Below are 18483 nucleotides of genomic sequence, written 5' to 3'. Positions count from 1 at the left end.
CAGGGGGCTGTTACGTCGTGGCGGGGCGCTTCGTCGTAGTGGTGCAAGCACCCGAAGACGGAGGAGATCGAGATGGAAACCCGGATCAACCCCATGCTCAACGAGGTCGGGTCGAAGTGGGCCAAGCACATCATCTCGTCGAACAAGGTCATCGCCGACTCGGCGCTGCCGCAGGCGGTGCAGGAGCTGGTGAAGATCCGCGCCAGCCAGATCAACGGCTGCGGCGGCTGCCTCGACATGCACACCAAGGACGCCGCGGCCGCCGGCGAGAGCGTGGTGCGGATCAACCTGGTCGGGGCGTGGCGGGAGACGACCGTCTACACCGAGGCGGAGCGGGCGGCGCTGGAACTCACCGAGCAGGGCACCCGCCTCGCCGACTCCAGCGGCGTCACCGATGAGGCGTGGGCGAACGCGGCGAAGCACTTCGACGAGGACCAGCTCATGGCCCTGGTGTCGCCGATCTGCCTGATCAACGCGTTCAACCGGCTGAACGTGATCACCCGCACGCCCGGCGGCGAGTACCAGCCCGGTCAGTTCGGCTGACCCGGAACACTCCCTCAAGCGCTAGCGCGGACCCGGGTCCGAGTCGGCTCCCCGCACGGTCAGCGGGGCCAGGGCCTCGGCGCAGAGCGATGCGAGCCGCGCGAAGCCGCAGAGGCTGCCGCGGGCCGCACCGCGACCGTGCCTCGATGGTGACCGGAGCACCGTCCCTCCCCGTCGCGCGACGGAGAGGGACGGGACGATCAGGCGACGCCGAAGGAATACGTGGCGTCGTAGGTGCTGATGCTGCCGTCGGGCCGGACCGCGTAGACGCTCAGGCTGTACCAGCCGGGACCCGGCGGCGTCCAGGTGATCGTCGCGGTGCCGTCAGGGCCGGCGGCGACATCGGTGTACGGCTCCAGCCAGTCGAACGTGTACCGGTACGCGGCGACTTCCGACCAGGTGGGCGGAGGCGTGAAGGTGAACTTGCCCGGCACTCCCGCCGCGCCGTGCGGCTGGTCGTCGGACGGGTAGACCTCCGAGGTGACGCCCGGCCACGGCGGGAAGTCCAGCCACCAGGACGCCTCGTTCGAGGTCCAGCCGTTGTCGCTGCGGCTGCGCACGGTCACGTGGTGGCCGTGCTCACGGTCGGCGCGGAACGTGACGGTAGCCGCGCCGTCCGGACCGGCCTGCACGACGCGCGGCTCCTGGCCGTCGAGCTGATAGGTGAAGTCGACCGTGCGGGCGGCGACGTCCGGGTGCGGCGTGAACTTCAGCGTCACGTCCTGGTTGAACCGGGGCGGCTCGCCGACGACGGACACCTCCGGGTGGCTGCTCGGCACGTAGATGGTGACGAAGACCGGCGACGAAGTGCGGCCCGCGGTGTCGACCGACCGCACCCCCAGCCTGACCAGTCCTGATCTGGACGGGGTGAGGTTGACGGTGGCCGTGCCGCCGGGCCGGTCGGCCCGGGCGGTGTTCCGGCCGGCGAGCCGGTCGGGGAGGATCACCCTGTTCAGCTCGCCGTACGTGTAGGTGTACGCCGAGAACTCGTCCCAGGCCCAGTCGAAGCCGGCGACGTCCGGGTTGCCACCGCCGTCGAACGTGAACACGCCCGGTTCGCCCAGCGGAGCCCACGTGGACCCGTCGAGCGGGTAGTTGGCCGAGGTCACCGCAGGCACGGGCGGGTCGACGGTGTCGACGGTGAAGTGGCACGGCTCGGACCACGCGGAGGTGTCCACCCCGTCGGTGACCCTGGCCTGCCACGAGTAGGTCTGTCCGTCAGTGGCGAACAGGGTCGCCGGGACCTGCCACCGGGCCACTCTGGTGGGTTCGGTGGAGGGCGCTCGCTGCTCGGTCCGCGCCGCCGGGTCGTCCTGAGGCCACAGCGCGAAGTCGATGGTGAGACCACCAACCCTCTGGTCGCCGGGGTCCGGGTCAGTGGGCAGGGCTTCCAACGCGACGAAGTGCTGGTCCAGCCTCGGGTACGGTGCGGTGGTGGCGCACGCCTGGCCGCTGTTGTAGCGGTGCTGGTCCACGATGGACGGAGCCCGGTTGTGCTCCACGCTCAGCGCCGCCCGGTGGTACCCGTTGAGCGTGCGGCCGTAGGTCACGTCACGCTCGAACTGCTGGGGGACCCTGACCTCCAGTGTGATCCTGGACTTGCCCCGGCTCACCGCGTCGCGCACGACCGGGGCCACGTCGAACGACGGGTAGCCGACGCAGGTGCCGGTGCTGGTGCTGGTGACGTCGTCCACCCACCGCTTGGGCTCCGGCGCGTGCGCCCACGTCGGGTCGGCGGTGGCGGTCTTGGTCTCCCACACCTCGATCGCGCGCTTGGCGCAGTCGGCGACTGCGCTCTCCCGCAGGGACAGGGTCGCGGCACCGATCCCCGCGCCCGCCAACGCGGACACGTCGAACGTCAGGTAGACGCGTGAAACGTGCGGCCGGCCGTCCGGTTTCGACGAACCCAGCGGGGCGTCCTGGCCCGTCCACGGGAACGCGGTGTGCGGCGCCGCGGAGTCCGTGTAGGAAGCCAGCACCGGGCTGAGCCCGGTGTAGTGCGGTGCGGCGGTCGCGGTCCCCGGCAGTGCGGTGAGCGCGACGGCGACGGCCCCGCAGAGCGCGAGCAGGGATCTTCGCCTCGACATGGTCCCCCCCTTGGTCATGGGTGCGGCCGGACCCGCTCGGGCCCGGCCGCCGCACATCTTCCCGCATACCACCGCTCGAGCCAGGGGATTTCGCCGCTCCGACGCACCCGGCACGTGCGGGACGCGGTCTGGAGGGTTCGGCGGTACCGCACCGGCGCGGCGATCGGCGGCGGGCGGAGGTGGGGCGAGGTCACGCTCTTGACACCGTCGTGTCACTGCTCCCACACTATGACCGCTCGAATGTTAACGCAAACATTCGCGGTTCCCGACCTAGCGGCACGCCGTCGACCCGCAGTCGACGGTGGTGCCGTGCTGGGCCCTCGCCGATGAGCCGTCGGTGCCCCGCCCGGGTCAGGGCGACCGGCGCGTCATCGACAGCCCGAGGAGATCAACGATGAACTCTTCACCCTCCCGGCGGGAACGCCACCCGCGTGCCGCAGCGATGACCAGGCGCCCTCCTTCGAGGTGAGGTCTCCCGTCTGTCCGAACCAGACACTCGCGCACCCCCTTCACCCCGGGAGTCCACCCGTGATCAGACTGCTGGCCCGACTCTGCCTGGCGGTGCTCACCGCCGCCTCGACCGCGGTGGCCGTCGCGCCACCGGCCCAAGCCGCCCCCGGCTACGTCTACACCACGTTCAAGGGAGATGCCGCGGCCGACCAGGAGCTCTGGGTCTACTCCTCGTCCAACGGCACGAACTTCAGCGTGCTGGCCGACACGAACTACCGCGGCCCCTCCGGGGTGCTGCGCGACCCCAGCATCATCCAGCACAACGGGCTCTACTACATCGCTCACACCGTCCAGTCGTGGACCACGAACTCGACCCACTTCAACATCGCCTCCAGCCCCGACCTGGTCAACTGGACGCACGTGGCCAGCGTCAACTCCGGCGTCGCCAACACGCGGTTCACGTGGGCGCCGGAGTTCTACGTCGAGAGCGGCACCGTCCGGATCATCGTCAGCATCGCCCAGACGACGTGCTCCAACTGCTTCCGCCCCTACATCTTCACCGCCCAGAACAGCGCGCTGTCGTCGTGGAGCGGGCCGGTGCAGATGGGTGGTCTCGGCTACAACTACATCGACACCTACGTGGTGAAGTCGGGCAGCACCTACCACGCGTTCACCAAGAACGAGACGTCCAAGTACATCGAGCACTGGACCAGCACGAGCCTGACCAGCGGGTGGGGCAACCGGGGTCAGTTGTGGACCTCGGGCTACGAGGGACCGGCCGTGCTGCGGATGGGCGACGGCTCCTGGCGCATCTGGATCGACAAGTACACCAACGGCGGCATCTGGACCGCGACGAGTTCGAACCTGGACTCCTGGTCGGGCTTGAGCCAGATCACGTGCCCCGGTTGCCGCCACGGCACGATCCTGCCGGTCGCCGACGTACCCGGCTCGGTGCCGGCCTACCGCGTGACCAACCGCAACAGCGGCAAGGTGCTGGACGTCGTCTCGGCCTCCACCGCGAACAACGCCGAGGTCAAGCAGTGGACCTGGAACGGCGGCGGCAACCAGGAGTGGGAGTTCCAGGACGCGGGCAGCGGCTACTTCCGCATCGTCAACCAGAACAGCGGCAAGTGCCTCGACGTCGCGAGCGGGTCCACCACCGACGGGGCCAACGTCATCCAGTACACCTGCGGCGGCGGCACCAACCAGCAGTGGCAGTGGCAGGCCACCGGGAGCTACTTCCGGATCGTGGCTCGGCACAGCGGCAAGTGCCTCGACGTCGTCGGCTCCGGCACCGGCGACGGCGCCGACGTCCAGCAGTACACCTGCGGCAGCGTGAACAACCAGCAGTGGAGCCGAACCCAGGTCTGAAACCGACCGGCAACCCTAGTGATTGGACATCTCATGACACTGATCATGACGTCTGGCGGTCACCCGTCAGGACCGTCGTGGCGCGCCCGGTCGTCGCGCCGGTTGCTGATCGCCCTGGTGGTGACCGCGTTCACCGCGGCGGCGAGCCTCGTCGTCTACTCGCCGCCGGCCGCTGCCGCCACCAGCCAGTTCCGCGGCATGAACTGGGCGGTGCTGGGTGACAACTTCAGCACCGGCGCGCTGGTCGTGCAGGGCCTGAGCCAGTCCGACAGCAACGCGACGGTGCGGGCCAAGGCCAACGCCCTCTACGACGACATGGCCGCCACCATGGGCGTCAACACCGTCCGGCTGCCCATCAACACCCACACCGTGGCCAACACGACCTGGTGGAACGCCTACCGCGGCGCCATCGACGCCGCCACCGCCCGCGGGTTCAAGGTCATCCTCGCCTACTGGGAGGACGGCGCCGCTTCCGGCGGCCGGATCACCAACCTCGCCGCGTGGAACACCATGTGGTCCAGCGTGACCCACACCTACGGCTCGAACGGCAACGTCTACTTCGAGCCGATGAACGAGCCACACGGCTACTCGTCGGCGGACTGGCGCAACGTCGCGGCGAACTGGCTGGGCCACCACACCTCGGCGGTGCCGAGCCGGGTGCTCATCGGCGGCACCGGCTACAGCCAGGACCTGCGCGACATCTGCAACGACAGCCGCTTCAACAACACCCTGCTGTCGTTCCACCACTACGCCTTCTTCTACAGCCCGATGACCTACGACCAGTTCCGCACCCACATCCAGACCCGGCTGGGCAACTGCGCGTCCCGTGCCGTCGCGACCGAGTTCGGCGCACCGATGTCGACCGGTCTCGACTACGGCGACCCGAACAGCACCGACAACTTCGTGCGCCACATCCGCGCCATGGCCCAGGTCATGCGGGACAACAACATGGGCGGCACCTACTGGCCCGCCTTGGGCGGCAAGCCGGGCACCATCGGCTACGACTGGTACTCGATGTACTCCCTGAGCGGCAGCGGCACCGACCTCAACCTGACCATCCGCAACGCCTCCGGCGCCGACCGGGTCAAGTACGCCTGGGGCGACAACTCCACGACCCCACCGCCAACGTACTACCGGGTCGACGTGCGCCACAGCGGCAAGGCCATGGACGTCCAGCAACCCAACACCGACAACGGTGCGCGCGTCGGCCAGTACACCTACGGCGGCAACGCCTGGCAGCAGTGGCAGTTCCAGGACGCGGGCAGCGGCTACGTCCGCATCGTCAGCCGCCACAGCGGCAAGTGCCTCGACGTGGTCAGCGCCTCGACCGCCGACGGCGCCGAGCTCATCCAGTACACCTGCGGCTCCGGTACCAACCAGCAGTTCCAGCTGGTCGCCAACGGCAGCTACTTCCAACTCCGGGCCCGGCACAGCGGCAAGTGCGTGGACGTACCGGCCGCCTCGACCACGGACGGCACGATCCTCAAACAGTACACGTGCAACACCGGCACCAACCAGCAGTGGTCCCGCACGGCCGTCTGACGGTCGTCCCGACCTGACCTCGCACCACGGACCCCCACCCCGGCGCCGACGCCGTTCCCGCGCCGGGGTGGGGTCCGATCTGTTCACGGTCTGGGTGCGGGTCAGCGCTTCTCCCGCGGACCGGCGCGGCAGACCGCCCCGGCCCCCGGCCGTCCTCCAGGCCACTCCCGATGAGCAGGGGCAGCTCAACGGCGTGACGGTGTCGGGCGGCGAGGTCCGGGCCGTGGGCTACCACTACGGCAGGGAGCCGACCTCACCGGCTGCGGTCCGCGCGGTCGACCCCGAGGCGCTCCACGAGCTGGAGGCACAGGCGTCCGTTGTGGTAGCAGCACTTCCACGGACCGGCCACCTCCTTGCGCAGCGGCACGTTGTCGGCGTCGCGGGCGTAGAACCACTCGCCGGTCGGCCGGGGATCGACCATGTTGGCGGCGATGTAGTCCCACGTGCCGCGCGCCAACGCGAGGAACGCCGGGTCGCCGGTGCGTTCGTGCGCGTTGACGAAGCCCACGACCGCCTCCGCCTGCACCCACCACACGCGCGTGGCGTCGACCCGGCCCGCGACCGCCTCGTTGGCCACCGAGCCATCGGCGAGCACGGCCCGTTCCGCCGTGGCCCCGGCCAACCCGATCACGGCGTCCGGCAGGTCCGCGCCGATCTCCCGGCACGCCTCGTCGATCAGCCAGCTCGCCTCGATGTCGTGCCCGAACGACACCAACTCGCCCAGCTCACGCCAATCGGCGCCCAGGAACACCCGCAGCGAACGGCGGCGCGGGTCGTAGAGCCGGTCGCGGAAGGTCTCCAGCAGGGTCGCGATGCGACCGGCCACGGCGGCAGGTGACGGCGCCACCGCGTGATAAGCGGTCAACGCTTCCAGCACGTGCAGGTGGGTGTTCATCGTGATCTCGGCCAGGTACTCCTCACCCAGCAGGACGTTGGGCTTCGGCACCCAGGAACGGTCGGACTGCTCGCGGTACGCGCCGGTGGCCGGGTCGAACCCGACACCGGTCACGACCTCGTACAGCTCCGCCGCCTTGGCCGCCGCACCCGGGTCGTCGGTGGCGCGGTGGTACTCGCTCACCGCGTAGAGCGCGAACGCCTGGGCGTAGACGTGCTTGTCGGTGTCGGCCGGCGCACCGGTGTGGTCGACCGACCAGAACACCCCGCCGTGCACGGGGTCGACCAGGTGGGCGGTCACGAACCGGTACATGTCCCGTGCCGCGGCCATATACGACAGATCACCGAAGGCGCGGTAGGCGGCGGAGAAGGTCCACAGGAACCGGCACGCCATGACCGCGCCCTTGTCGGCCGTCTGGTCGACCACCAGGTCCGCGTCGACGTACCCGTGCACACCACCGTGCTCGCGGTCAACCAAGCCGAGCCAGAACGGCAGGACGCGGTGCCGCAGCTCGGTCTCCGCCTCCCACCGAAGGCCGTGGTCAGGGCCGCTTAACCGGTTCGGTTCCGTGGTCATGGGTGGCAGGCTAGCGTGCGGCGGTTCCCGTCCGCGGAGGCGATGGCGGACGGGAACCGCCGCAGGGCCGGTTACCGGGTCAGGAGCGGACGGTGCCCGACCACCCGCTGACCACGCGATGGGTCACCGTGCAGCCGCCGCCGGGGTTCGACCGGATGACGTTCATCCGGCAATCGAAGAAGGCAAGCGACTTCGAAGCAATCTAGTCACGCGGTGATCACGCAGTCAATCATCAGCCCGCGCTAAAAATGGCGTCCCGGAATTTAGCCGACACCGCTCGCGGACGACTGCCCGCGCGACGGGCAATGTTTCGCAAGTTCCTTTCACGACTGCTTGCGGATCGCGCGGAACGCCCGGTCCGACGGCGGTCGGACGCTGTCCCGCGGCACGAGCGTCGGCGTGGACGTGCGTTGGGCCTCGCCGATCGGGTTGCCGTCGATCCGGGCCATCAGCAGGTCCAGGGCATCGCGGGCGACGGCGCCGAAGTCCGGCTTGACGGTCGTCAGCGGCGGGATGAAGTAGGCCGCCTCGGGCACGTCGTCGAAGCCCACGACGCTCACGTCGTGCGGCACCCGGCGGCCCCGCTCGTGCATCGCGCGCAGGATGCCGAGCGCCAGGTGGTCGTTGGCCGCGAAGATCGCCGTGACCTCGGGCATCCGGGCCAGCACCTGACCCGCCCGGTAACCCGACGCGGCACTCCAGTCGGCCGGCACGATCGGCGGCTCCTCCGCGCCGGCCGCCCGCAGCGCCGACCGCCAGCCCTTGATCCGGCCGAGGCTGTCGAACCAGTCCGAAGGGCCGGACACGTGCCACACCGTGCGGTGACCCGCCTCCAGCAGGTGGTTGGTCGCGGCGAGCGCACCCGCAACCTGGTCCACGGTCACCAGCGGGGTCGAGCGCTCCACGTCACCGTCGACCATCACCAGCGGCACGTCCGGGGGAACGGTGTCCACCGCGTCGTGCGCCGACGCGGTGGGCGCGATGACGACGATGCCCGCCACCCGCTGGTCGCGGTGCCGCTCCAGGGCCTTGGTGATCGACTCGCGGTCCAGCACGTTGACCCGGTGCGCGGTCACCACGAACCCGGCCGCCACCGCCACCTGCTCGAACGCCGCCAGCAACGACACGGGCCCGCACAGGGTCGTGTTCTGGGCCACCACCCCGATCAGCTGCGAACGGCCCGTGACCAGCGCGCGGGCCACCCGGTTCGGCCGGTAGCCGAGCTCCTCGATCGCCGCCTGCACGCGCGAGCGCGTCTGCTCCTGGACGTACGGGTGGCCGTTGAGCACCCGCGACACCGTCTGGTGCGACACGCCCGCGAGCCGGGCGACATCGGCCATCGCCGGCGCACCGGAAGTCCTGTTCCCCACTACCGCCCCCCAATCCACGCGCGCTCACCGAACCGAGGCCGAGCAGCGGAGAGCGCACCGCCGGGTTTGTCGCGGGGGAACTCCCAACGTCATCGTCAACGGGATGCCACGGCGGTGAACGGCGGTCCGCAATCGAAAAGTTTCGACATCGGGACTGATCGGCGGTGATCGGCGACTCAATGTAGCCAGGCGCCATTCGGGCAGTCAACGCGGGTGTGCGCTAAATATCCGGGCGTTCTTTTTAGCTGCCGTCGCCGCTGGTCACGCCCGCCGGTCACGCAAATGTTTCGCACGGTCGCGGTCGCCGGACAACGGAGCCGGCGAATCAACCTTGACACCTTGTTGTGTTATCGCTAACACTGTCCTGCAACATCACGTTGACACTGCCGACCCATGTCGTGCACCAGGACACGACGACTGCTTTGCTTCCGCGTTTTATCGCGCCCGGATGTTAGCGGTCACATGTGTCCCAACCGCGGGCTGCGCTCGACTGCCCGGAAAACACCCGGTTTCCGCCACGACCGCGTCTGGAGCCGTCCATGCCCCTGACCGTCCACGCACCCCCACCTCGGCGGAGAGCCGCGACCGCGGCCATAGCCGTGGTCGCCGCCGCCCTGACCTCGGTCGCCCCGCCGGCCCAGGCGGCGGACGAGTGGGTGCCCGCGCCCTCGTACACGTCCACCGACCGGGGTGAAGGGACCTACTCCGTGCCCCTGCTCAACTCCGACGTGCCCGACGTCAGCGTGGAGCGCGTGCCCGCGGCGGAGCACGAAGAGGGCCGCGACGTCTACTACATGATCAGCACGACGATGCACCTGAGCCCCGGCGCGCCGATCATGAAGTCCTACGACCTGGTCAACTGGGAGATCGTCAACTACGTCTTCGACCGGTTGGGCGTCGGCGACTCGTTCTCCCTGCGCAACGGCCAGAACTCCTACGGTCAGGGCCAGTGGGCGTCGTCGCTGCGCTACCACCGCGGGAAGTTCTACGTCGCCTTCAACACCAACAACCTCGGCGGCTCCTACCTCTACAGCACCGACGACATAGAGGACGGCGCCTGGACCCGGCTGCCGCTGGGACGCGCGTTCCACGACCCGTCGCTGTACTTCGACGAACGCGACGGCGGCACGCCGTACATCTTCTACGGGTCGGGGTCGACCAGCGCGGTCAAGCTGGACAGCGGCCTCACCAGGGTGGTGGCGGAGTACCCGAACATCCTGCGACCGGCGGACTACCCCGGCTCGCCCTTCCTCGGCGGGCTGTTCGAGGGCGCCCAGGTGCAGTACATCGACGGGCACTACTACGTCGTGATCATCACGTGGCCGCCGGGTCAGGGACGCCAGGTGGTGCTCTTCCGCTCGACGGAACTGCTCGGGCGGTACGCGACGGCCGACGGCAGCAACCCGTACCAGGCGCGTGGCGTGCTGAACTCGAACGGCTTCGCGCAGGGCAGCCTCGTGCCGATCGCCCGCGACGGCGGCCGGACCGACTGGTACGGCATGTTCTTCCGCGACTCGTTCCCGGTCGGCCGCATCCCGGCGCTCATCCCGGCCACGTGGCAGGACGGCTGGCCGACCTTCGGCGACAACGGTGTGGTGCCGGTGAACGGGGAGTTCGCCAAGCCGATCCGGCTGAGCCCGGCGCAGGAGGCGCTGGAGCGGCAGAAGAGCGTCGTCGCCTCGGACGACTTCGCCAACGACGCGCCGCACAAGGCCTACATGGACGAGCGGTGGACGATCCCGTCCCCGCCCGAGATCGACGAGTCGCTGCTCGGCGTGGAGCTGGTGCGCAACCCCGGCTTCGAGTCCGGCGCCGTGTCGCCGTGGGCGGCCCAGTTCGGCGCGCAACTCACCCTGGAGCCCGCCGACGGCACCACGGTGCTGAAGGTGGCGAACCGGACGCTCAACGGCTCGGGGCCGAACCAGTCGCTGGACGGGGTGCTGCAACGCGGGGTGACGTACCAGGTGTCGGCGAAGGTGAAGTACTCGGCGGGCCCGGCGACCGTGCGGTTCAACCTGGTCGCGGACTGGGGCGCGGGTGTGCAGGTGATGGCGTCCGGCGACGTCCCGGCGGGCCGGTGGACGACCGTCTCCGGCCGGTACACGGTGCCGAGCACGGCCGAGACCGGCAAGGTGAAGTTCGCGGTCGAGACGCCGTGGGCCAACCCGCAGCCACCGTCGTCCAGCGTCGAGTACCTGCTGGACGACGTCTCGGTCGTCGGGCAGCCGGTGACCACCGAACACCCGGCCGAGGCGGAGATCAGGCCCAACGGCTCACGGCTCGGCATGGCCTGGCAGTGGAACCACGCCCCGGACAACCGCTACTGGTCGCTGACCGACCGGGAGGGCTGGCTGCGGTTGACCACAGGAAAGGTCGTCACCGGGGACTACGTCTACACCAAGCTGTCGAACCGGGCCGAGCTGACGTGGTTCGAGGAGGCGCGCAACACGATCTCGCAGCGCACCTTCGGCCCGAAGTCCTCAGCCGAGACCAAGCTCGACTTCTCCCGGATGCGGGACGGCGACGTCGCGGGCCTGGCGATGTACAACCGCGGCTTCTCCTACGTCGCGGTGAAGCGGGTGAACGGGCAGCACACCCTCGGGGTGGTCAACCGGGTGCAGCCCTTCCCGGTCACCTTCGACCAGGCGACCGCGGAGAGCTTCGTGCCCGGCATTGCGGTGCCGCTCGGCGACGCCACCACCGTGCACCTCAAGGGTGACGCCGAGTTCGACGCGCCGACAGGTCAGGGCTGGACCACGTTCCACTACAGCCTCGACGGGCTCACCTGGCACCGGCTGGGCGACCGCGTCGGGCCGCAGACCCTGGACGGCAGCCTGGCCCACTTCATGGGCCACCGGTGGGGCCTGTTCAACTACGCGACCGCGCGGGCGGGCGGGCACGTCGACTTCGACCACTACCTGCTCAGCGACACGCTGACCGCCGAGGGCAAACCGCTCGACACCGGCGACCTGGACGCCGCGATAGCGCACGCGGCCACGTTGGACGAGCACCACTACCCCGCGGACGCGTGGGCCGCGATGCGCGCGGCGTTGGGCAAGGCACAAGCCGCGCGGGCGTCCGCCCTCGGGACGCAGAACCAGGTCGACGCGCCGGAGCGGGCGTTGAGCCTGGAGCTCGCCCGACTGGGCGTGGCGAGGTTCCCGGTGGCGGTGGCGGTGTCCGCGCGGACCCGGTGCGCGGGACCCAACGTCGTGCTCACCGTCGAGGTCACCAACCACGAGGAGGTCCCGGTGGACGTCTCGGTGGACACGCCGTACGGCAGGAAGTCGTTCGACGACGTCGAGCCGGGCAAGACCCGCTTCCACCCGTTCCAGACCCGTGAGCGGCACGTGCCGGCGGGTTCGGCGTCGGTCACCGCGTCCGCGACGGTCGACGGCGAGCCGCGGACCGTCGAGCTCACCGCACCGCACGAGACGCGCACCTGCCGGTGAGCGCACCCAGACCCCCACACCGAGAACAAGGAGAACCCGTGGATCGACAACGTCCGCAACGGCGCAGAGCCGCCGTGCTCTTCGCCGTCGGAGCCCTGCTCGCCGGCGGCCTCGCGGTCCCACCGGCAGCAGCCGCCGCCGGGCCGAACCTCATCACCAACCCCGGCTTCGAGGACGGCCTGTCCGGGTGGACCGTCAACAACGGCAACGCCACCGACGGCGCGACCCTGGCGCCCACCGGTGACGCCCACTCGGGTTCCGGCGCGGTGCTGGTGACCGACCGCAAGACGACCGGGTCGGGACCGGCGCAGGACCTGGCGGGCAAGGTGCAGGCCGGCAAGACCTACACCGTCACCGCACGGGTGAAGTACGAGAACCCGGCGAGCCCCGCGACCAAGCAGTTCTTCGTCACCATGCACTACGGCGGCTCGACCTACACCAACCTGGGCACCGGGACCGTGCCGCGCGGCCAGTGGGGCCTGCTCCAGGGCACGTTCACGATCCCCGCCGCCCAATCGGTCGCGACGCCGCGCGTCTTCGTCGAGACGCCGTGGGTCGCCGACCCGGCCGCCGCGCCGGCGACCCACCTGATGGACTTCAAGGTGGACGACGTCGTCCTGCGCGAGTTCACCCCGTCCACCACGATCGAGGTGCTCGGCAAGAACCCCGGCGAGGGCAACCCGCTGATCTCCCACAAGTTCGGCGCCGACGGCAACGCGTTCGTGCACGACGGCCGGGTGTACGTGTACATGACCAACGACACCCAGGTGTACAACCCGGGTCCGGACGGCACCTCCCCCACCAACACCTACGGCGGGATCAACACGATCACCGTCATCTCGTCCGACGACCTGGTCAACTGGACCGACCACGGCGAGATCCCGGTCGCCGGGCCGAGCGGACTGGCGAAGTACGCCTCGCAGTCGTGGGCGCCGGCGGTCGAGAGCCGCGTGGTCGACGGCAAGGAGCAGTTCTTCCTCTACTTCGCCAACAACGGCGCGGCGACCGGCGTGCTGGTCGGCGACTCGCCGCTGGGCCCGTGGCGCGACGAGCGCGGCAGCCTGCTCATCACCGCCCAGACGCCCGGCGCCTCCGACGGCCGCAACTGGCTGTTCGACCCGGGCGTGTTCATCGACGACGACGGCCAGGGCTACCTGTACTTCGGCGGTGGCGGCAACGACGGTTCCAACTCCTACGAGAACACCAACCACCCGAAGTCCACGCGCGTCATCAAGCTCGGCGACGACATGATCAGAACCGAGGGCGTGGCCGAGACCATCGACGCGCCGCTGATGTTCGAGGCCGGGCACGTCTTCAAGCGCGAGGGCAAGTACTACTACTCCTACTCGTCCAACTTCGGTTTCGGCGGTCCGATCGACCCGAACGGCCCGCCGACCGGCGCGATCGCCTACCTCGTGGCCGACAGCCCGATGGGCCCGTGGACGCCCGAGAAGTACGCGGGGGTCATCTTCAAGAACCCCGGGGTCTACTTCGGTGCGGGCGGCAACAACCACCAGTCCGTGTTCGAGCTGAACGGCGAGCACTACCTCACCTACCACGCGCAGACGCTGAACCGGCGCATCACCGGTGGCGCGACGCAGGGCTTCCGCAGCCCGCACATCGCGAAGCTGGAGTTCAACGCCGACGGCACGGTGAAGGAGGTCCTCGGCACGTTCGACGGCGTCGAGCAGATCCGCCACCTCGACCCCTACCGGGTGATCGAGGCGGAGACCATCGCGTGGCAGCAGGGGTTGGCCACCAAGCGGCTCAACGCTCCCAACGACGTGCCGCAGCTGGCCCTGCACGACGTCGACAACGGTGACTGGACGTCGTTGTCGTCGGCCGACTTCGGGTCCGGCGCCACCGGCGTGTCGGCGCGCGTCAAGCCGCTGGTGGCCGGTGGGAGCATCCAGGTCCGGCTGGACGACCGCACCGGTCCGGTCGTGGCGACCATCCCGGTCGACGGTCCGGTCGGGCAGTGGACCGAGGTCGGCGCCGAGCTCGACGGTGTGTCGGGTGCGCACGACGTGTACTTCACGTTCGTCGGACCTGACGGCCAGGACCTGGTGGAGGTCGACAGCTGGCGGTTCGCGAAGCCGTCGCTGAAGGTCGAGGGTGCCGCGGACACCCGGTGCGCCGGGCCGAACGCCAAGCTGACCGTGCGGGTGACCAACAACGAGTCCGTGCCGGTCGACGTGGTCGTGCAGACGCCGTACGGCTCGAAGTCGTTCGAGGACGTCGAGCCGGGCAAGACCCGTTTCCACCCGTTCATGACCGGTGAACGGGCCCTGCCCGCCGGTGCGGCGACGGTCACCGCGACCGCCACCATCGACGGGCATGAGGTGTCGAGCGAGCTCTTGGTGCCGTACGACGCACGCACCTGCCGTTGAGCGGCGAGGCGGCCCGGGAGGTCCCCCGGGCCGCCTCGTCCCGTCAGGCGGTGGCGCAGGCCATGCCGTTGAGGGTGAAGGAAGCGGGTTTGGCGGTGTTGCCGCCGTGGGTCGCCTGGAACCCGATGCCGATCGAGCCGTTCGGCGGGATCGAGGCGTTGTACGCGACGTTGCGAGCCGTCACCTGCCCGGACGTGGGCGAGTAGGTGGCGCTCCAGCCGGAGGTGATCCTCTGCCCGGTCGGCAGGGTGAAGACCAGGGACCAGCCGTTGATCGCGGTCGTGCCGGTGTTGGTGATCGTGATGGACTCGGTCAAGCCGGTGTTCCAGGCGTTGACGGTGCTGGTGACGCGGCACGTGCCGGGCGGTTGCGTTGTGGTTGTGGTTGTGGTTGTGGTTGTGGTTGTGGTGGAAGTCGTGGTCGACGTGGTGGTGGTCGTGCTGGTCGGGTCGACGGGGCGGTCCAGGCCGAAGAACGCGATGGCCTGGGCGGCCATGCCGCTCGACGGCAGGCTGTGACCGGCGCCCTGGATGCTGTACGCCTCGACGCGGGTGGTGCCGGAGGAGTCGTTGTAGCGGCGGCGGTTCCAGTTGGTCTGCGGTGTGTCCGTGGACGACGGTGTCTGGCTCAGCCCGAACACGTTGGTCCACTGCTCGATCGTCTCCTGGAGCAGCGAGTACGGCACGAGGGTGTCGTTGGTGCCGTGCCAGAGCTGCACGCGCGGCCGGACGCCGGTGTAGCCGGGGTACGCCTGGCGCACCGCGTCACCCCACTCCTGCGGTGTGCGGTTCGCGCCTCCGCTGCCGGTGCACCTGCTGCTGCCGGGTGGGTAGTCGGCGGCGTTGGCGAAGCAGTTGAACGGCACGCCCATGAAGGCGGCACCGGCCTTGAACACGTCCGGGTAGAGGGCGAGCATGTGGTTGGTCATCATGCCGCCGGACGACGAGCCGGTGGCGTAGATCCGGTTCGGGTCGCCGCCGTAGCGCTGCTGGACGTAGTTCACCATCGACACGATCGACACCGGGTCGCTGCCGCCGCCGCGCCGCTTGGCCGCGTCCGACCAGGTGTCGAAGCACTTGCCGAAGCCCGCCTGCTGCTCGGCGCTCGGGTAGATGACGACGAAACCGTGCCGGTCGGCCAGCGAGGCGAACTCGCTGCCCGAGTAGAAGCCGGGGCCCGAACCGCCGCAGCCGTGCATGGCCACGACGATGCCGGGGTTGGCCGGGCGCGAGTCCGGCACGTAGACGTGCATCCGCATCCCGCCCGGGTTGGTGCCGAAGTTCGTGACCTCGGTCAACGACGCCGCGGACGCGGGCGCCGGCGCGACGGAGACCAGGCCGGCCACGACCAGTGACGTCGCCGCGGCGAGTAACAGACTCGGTTTGACCTTCATGCGCTTGACTCCTTTGGTTCGCGCACGGGTGGCTGGTCGAATCCCCCTTCATATGACAGTTAGGGTGCCGCTCGGTCCATAAACTGTCAATCGACTGTCTCGACGGGTCGGTGTGCCCGCGCGGCGGGCCCGGCTTGATTAGGGTCGGTGGCGACGCCCTGTCCGAGCCACCGCCGGAGCCGCCGTGACCAGCCCGTACGACATCGAGGAGATCTTCCCGGACGACTCGGTCCGGCTTCCCCGACGGCAGTCCGGCAACTCACCGCAGGGCCTGACCGTGACCCTGCTGGCCGACTACACCCTGCGGGACAGGGCCTGGCTGCCGTCGGCGGCGATCGTGGCGCTGCTCGCCGAGGCGGGTGTCAGCCACGCCGGGGCACGCACGACCATCAGCAGGCTGGCCCGTCGCGGCATCCTCGAAGGCAGCAAGCAGGGCCGCAACAGCTCCTACCGGCTCACCGCGCCCGCCGCGCTCAACCTCGCCGCAGGCGGTCGGTTCATCGTCGCCGCAGGCGCCGTCGACGAGCCCTGGGACGAGCAGTGGACGTTGATCGCCTTCTCACTGCCGCAGGACGAGGTCGCGCAACGGCGCGAGCTGCGCAGCCGACTGCGCTGGTTCGGCTGCGCACCCCTCTACGACGGCCTCTGGATCTCGCCGCACGACCTCACCGACAAGACCAGGGCACAGCTGGCCGAGCTGGCGTTCGGCACCATGACCGTCTTCCGCGCACGCCACGTCGAACTCGGCACCTCAACCGGCCGCGCCCCGATCGATGCCTGGGACACGGCCGCCATCGCCCGCCACTACGAGGACTTCATCCGCCGTTGGCACCCGGTCCTGCCCGACATCCGCGCCTCCCGCATCACCGGCCTCGAAGCAGTCCGCGCCCGAACGGAGGTCATGGACACCTACCGCCGCCTGCCGATCCTGGATCCCCGTCTGCCGTTGCGGCTGCTGCCGTCGGAATGGCCCCGCGAACCCGCCCGGGACTTGTTCGCCGCGGTGTACGACGGCCTCGCCGGCCCCGCCCAGGACCACGTGCGTGCCGTGGCGAGCCGGTTCACCACCGACCCTCTCACCGACGTGCGGGCGCACACCGTCGCAGACATCCTCGTCGGCTTGGAGGGTGCCTGGGAGTCGGAGTCGCAGGTCGAAGGCGTACTCGCGGCCCGCGAGCGGGCACCGCACAGGCCGCGTCGGTAGGAAGATCACGCCCGCGCGGGTCCGGAGTCGCGCAACGGTACGGCGGACGAGCGGTTCCGTCGAGTCCTCGCCGGTTCACGCTTCCGGTCGATGGCGGACACGCGCGCGACCGACGGGGAAACCCTTCCCGGCGTGCCGGGCCCCGCCGGAACAGCGGTTCGGAATCGGCGGCGGTCGTCCACCTTGACCGCGAGTGACCGCCCGGTCGTCTGGCCGGCCCCGGTCTGCCCGCCCGCACGTACTCGGGCGGGCGTGCAGACGTGGATCACCCTCGGCCGGAGCGGCGTTTGCGGCTCAGGAACGCGAGCGCCGCGCCCGCGCCGAGGACCAGGACGCCGACGAGGATCACCCACGGCAGGTTGGACGAGACGCCGGTGGATGCCAGCGGGCCCTTCCCCTTGGCGGCCGTGGTCGTGGTCGTCGGTGGCACGGACGTCGTCGACGGGGTCGTCGTGGTCGTCGGCGGCGCGGGGATGTGCACGCCGGCGTCGATCGTGTGATCGACTTCGCCGGGGTTGTCCGGCGCCGTCACGGGCGCGTACCCGTTGCACAGCTGCCCGCTGGTCGGGGGCTCCACATTGGAGTCGTGCACCCGGTCGCTGCCGACCACCGGGAGCGTGAACCGCAGGTCGGTCGCGGGCGGCTGGTTCGGCACGGTTGATGTCGCCACCGGAGAAGCCGTTCTCCGGCAGGTCGTTGCCCGGTCGCGGGTCGAGCCCGCCCCAGCCGGCCACGTCCATGAACCGGTCGCGGAAGCCGAGGATCATCGACCCGTCGCGGGCGAAGGCCATGCTGGCCAGTTGCGGCTGCGGGTCGATCAGCGCGGCGCCGTCCGGGGTCACCTCGTGCCGGTCCCAGGACGCCGGGCTGGTGTTCCACGGGTTCCAGCCGTTGGTCTGGCCGGGGACGTTCCGGCCGGCCAGGACTTCACCGCGCTCGGCGGTCAGCGGCTGGGTCAGCACCGTGGTGAACCGCGTGCCGTCGTAGGTGTGGACGACGACTTCCAGGTCCGCGCGGTCCTGCGTGCTCTCCGCGCTGCACACACCACCGACGTACAGGGTGCTGTCGTGCGCGGCGACGCTGAACGGCCGCCAGTCGGTGGGCGCCGCGCAACCCGGGTCCGGGATCGGCACCGTGGCCCCGGGCGTCGAGGCCGTGGCGCCGGTGGCGTCGAAGCTGACCAGGCTGCGGGTCAGCAGGTTCACCGCGT

The 18483-nt window shown here is 70.1% G+C and carries 12 protein-coding genes; 7 read left to right on the top strand and 5 right to left on the bottom strand.

Annotated features, from left to right (window positions below; genetic code table 11):
* The first annotated feature begins 72 nt into the window (after positions 1 to 72).
* Entirely contained in the window at positions 73 to 543 is a 471-nt protein-coding gene (locus A6A25_RS10715) for a carboxymuconolactone decarboxylase family protein (protein WP_073888117.1), read from the top strand.
* Positions 544 to 743: 200 nt separating this feature from the next.
* Here A6A25_RS10715 and A6A25_RS10710 read toward each other — a convergent pair whose 3' ends face one another.
* Entirely contained in the window at positions 744 to 2630 is a 1887-nt protein-coding gene (locus tag A6A25_RS10710) for a CBM96 family carbohydrate-binding protein (protein ID WP_143193068.1), read from the bottom strand.
* Positions 2631 to 3158: 528 nt separating this feature from the next.
* On the opposite strand from A6A25_RS10710, the gene A6A25_RS42160 reads away from it, so the two are divergent.
* Both A6A25_RS42160 and A6A25_RS10695 read left to right on the top strand, forming a co-directional pair.
* Positions 3159 to 4451 carry an RICIN domain-containing protein gene (locus tag A6A25_RS42160; RefSeq protein ID WP_198932644.1) on the top strand — a complete coding sequence of 431 codons (1293 nt, stop codon included), beginning with the start codon at positions 3159 to 3161 and terminating at the stop codon, positions 4449 to 4451.
* A 33-nt stretch (positions 4452 to 4484) separates the two neighbouring features.
* Entirely contained in the window at positions 4485 to 5993 is a 1509-nt protein-coding gene (locus A6A25_RS10695) for an RICIN domain-containing protein (protein ID WP_083668225.1), read from the top strand.
* 253 nt (positions 5994 to 6246) lie between these two features.
* On the opposite strand, the gene A6A25_RS10690 is transcribed toward A6A25_RS10695, so the two are convergent.
* Together A6A25_RS10690 and A6A25_RS10685 are read right to left on the bottom strand one after the other, a co-directional pair.
* Positions 6247 to 7464 (bottom strand): AGE family epimerase/isomerase, encoded by a 1218-nt coding sequence (locus tag A6A25_RS10690; RefSeq protein ID WP_083668224.1) that lies wholly within the window; start codon positions 7462 to 7464, stop codon positions 6247 to 6249.
* A gap of 323 nt (positions 7465 to 7787) precedes the next feature.
* On the bottom strand, positions 7788 to 8804 hold the full coding sequence (locus A6A25_RS10685; RefSeq protein ID WP_073888115.1) for a LacI family DNA-binding transcriptional regulator: 1017 nt from the start codon (positions 8802 to 8804) through the stop codon (positions 7788 to 7790).
* A gap of 569 nt (positions 8805 to 9373) precedes the next feature.
* Between A6A25_RS10685 and A6A25_RS10680 the strand changes: the two genes are divergently transcribed.
* On the top strand, positions 9374 to 12286 hold the full coding sequence (locus A6A25_RS10680; RefSeq protein ID WP_073888114.1) for a family 43 glycosylhydrolase: 2913 nt from the start codon (positions 9374 to 9376) through the stop codon (positions 12284 to 12286).
* 38 nt (positions 12287 to 12324) lie between these two features.
* Positions 12325 to 14676: a family 43 glycosylhydrolase gene (locus A6A25_RS10675; RefSeq protein ID WP_073888113.1), complete on the top strand. Its 2352-nt coding sequence runs from the start codon at positions 12325 to 12327 to the stop codon at positions 14674 to 14676.
* A gap of 43 nt (positions 14677 to 14719) precedes the next feature.
* Here the strand turns inward: A6A25_RS10675 and A6A25_RS10670 are convergent, their stop codons facing one another.
* Complete coding sequence (locus A6A25_RS10670; protein ID WP_073888112.1) at positions 14720 to 16069, bottom strand: extracellular catalytic domain type 1 short-chain-length polyhydroxyalkanoate depolymerase; 1350 nt, start codon at positions 16067 to 16069, stop codon at positions 14720 to 14722.
* A gap of 184 nt (positions 16070 to 16253) precedes the next feature.
* On the opposite strand from A6A25_RS10670, the gene A6A25_RS10665 reads away from it, so the two are divergent.
* Complete coding sequence (locus tag A6A25_RS10665) at positions 16254 to 17273, top strand: PaaX family transcriptional regulator (RefSeq protein ID WP_073888111.1); 1020 nt, start codon at positions 16254 to 16256, stop codon at positions 17271 to 17273.
* Positions 17274 to 17538: 265 nt separating this feature from the next.
* Here A6A25_RS10665 and A6A25_RS45385 read toward each other — a convergent pair whose 3' ends face one another.
* A complete protein-coding gene (locus A6A25_RS45385) occupies positions 17539 to 17622 on the bottom strand; it encodes a hypothetical protein (protein WP_241828592.1) in 84 nt (27 codons plus the stop codon).
* Positions 17623 to 17933: 311 nt separating this feature from the next.
* Here A6A25_RS45385 and A6A25_RS45380 point away from each other — a divergent pair, with 311 nt between their 5' ends.
* Positions 17934 to 18260, top strand: coding sequence for a hypothetical protein (locus A6A25_RS45380; RefSeq protein WP_241828583.1), 327 nt, complete (start codon positions 17934 to 17936; stop codon positions 18258 to 18260).
* The last annotated feature ends 223 nt before the right edge of the window (positions 18261 to 18483 follow it).

This window comes from Saccharothrix sp. CB00851 (assembly GCF_001905065.1).
Classification (GTDB): Bacteria; Actinomycetota; Actinomycetes; order Mycobacteriales; family Pseudonocardiaceae; genus Actinosynnema.
The sequence above is the reverse complement of the archived record's forward strand: the minus strand, read 5'-3'. Positions and strand labels throughout refer to the sequence as shown.

Excerpts from the sequence above, each read along its gene's own strand:
- A6A25_RS10670 (WP_073888112.1), bottom strand. The coding sequence starts at position 16,069 with ATGAAGGTCAAACCGAGTCTGTTACTCGCCGCGGCGACGTCACTGGTC.
- A6A25_RS10710 (WP_143193068.1), bottom strand. The coding sequence starts at position 2,630 with ATGTCGAGGCGAAGATCCCTGCTCGCGCTCTGCGGGGCCGTCGCCGTC.
- A6A25_RS10680 (WP_073888114.1), top strand. The coding sequence starts at position 9,374 with ATGCCCCTGACCGTCCACGCACCCCCACCTCGGCGGAGAGCCGCGACC.
- A6A25_RS10695 (WP_083668225.1), top strand. The coding sequence starts at position 4,485 with ATGACACTGATCATGACGTCTGGCGGTCACCCGTCAGGACCGTCGTGG.
- A6A25_RS45380 (WP_241828583.1), top strand. The coding sequence starts at position 17,934 with ATGTCGCCACCGGAGAAGCCGTTCTCCGGCAGGTCGTTGCCCGGTCGC.
- A6A25_RS10690 (WP_083668224.1), bottom strand. The coding sequence starts at position 7,464 with ATGACCACGGAACCGAACCGGTTAAGCGGCCCTGACCACGGCCTTCGG.
- A6A25_RS10715 (WP_073888117.1), top strand. The coding sequence starts at position 73 with ATGGAAACCCGGATCAACCCCATGCTCAACGAGGTCGGGTCGAAGTGG.
- A6A25_RS10685 (WP_073888115.1), bottom strand. The coding sequence starts at position 8,804 with ATGGCCGATGTCGCCCGGCTCGCGGGCGTGTCGCACCAGACGGTGTCG.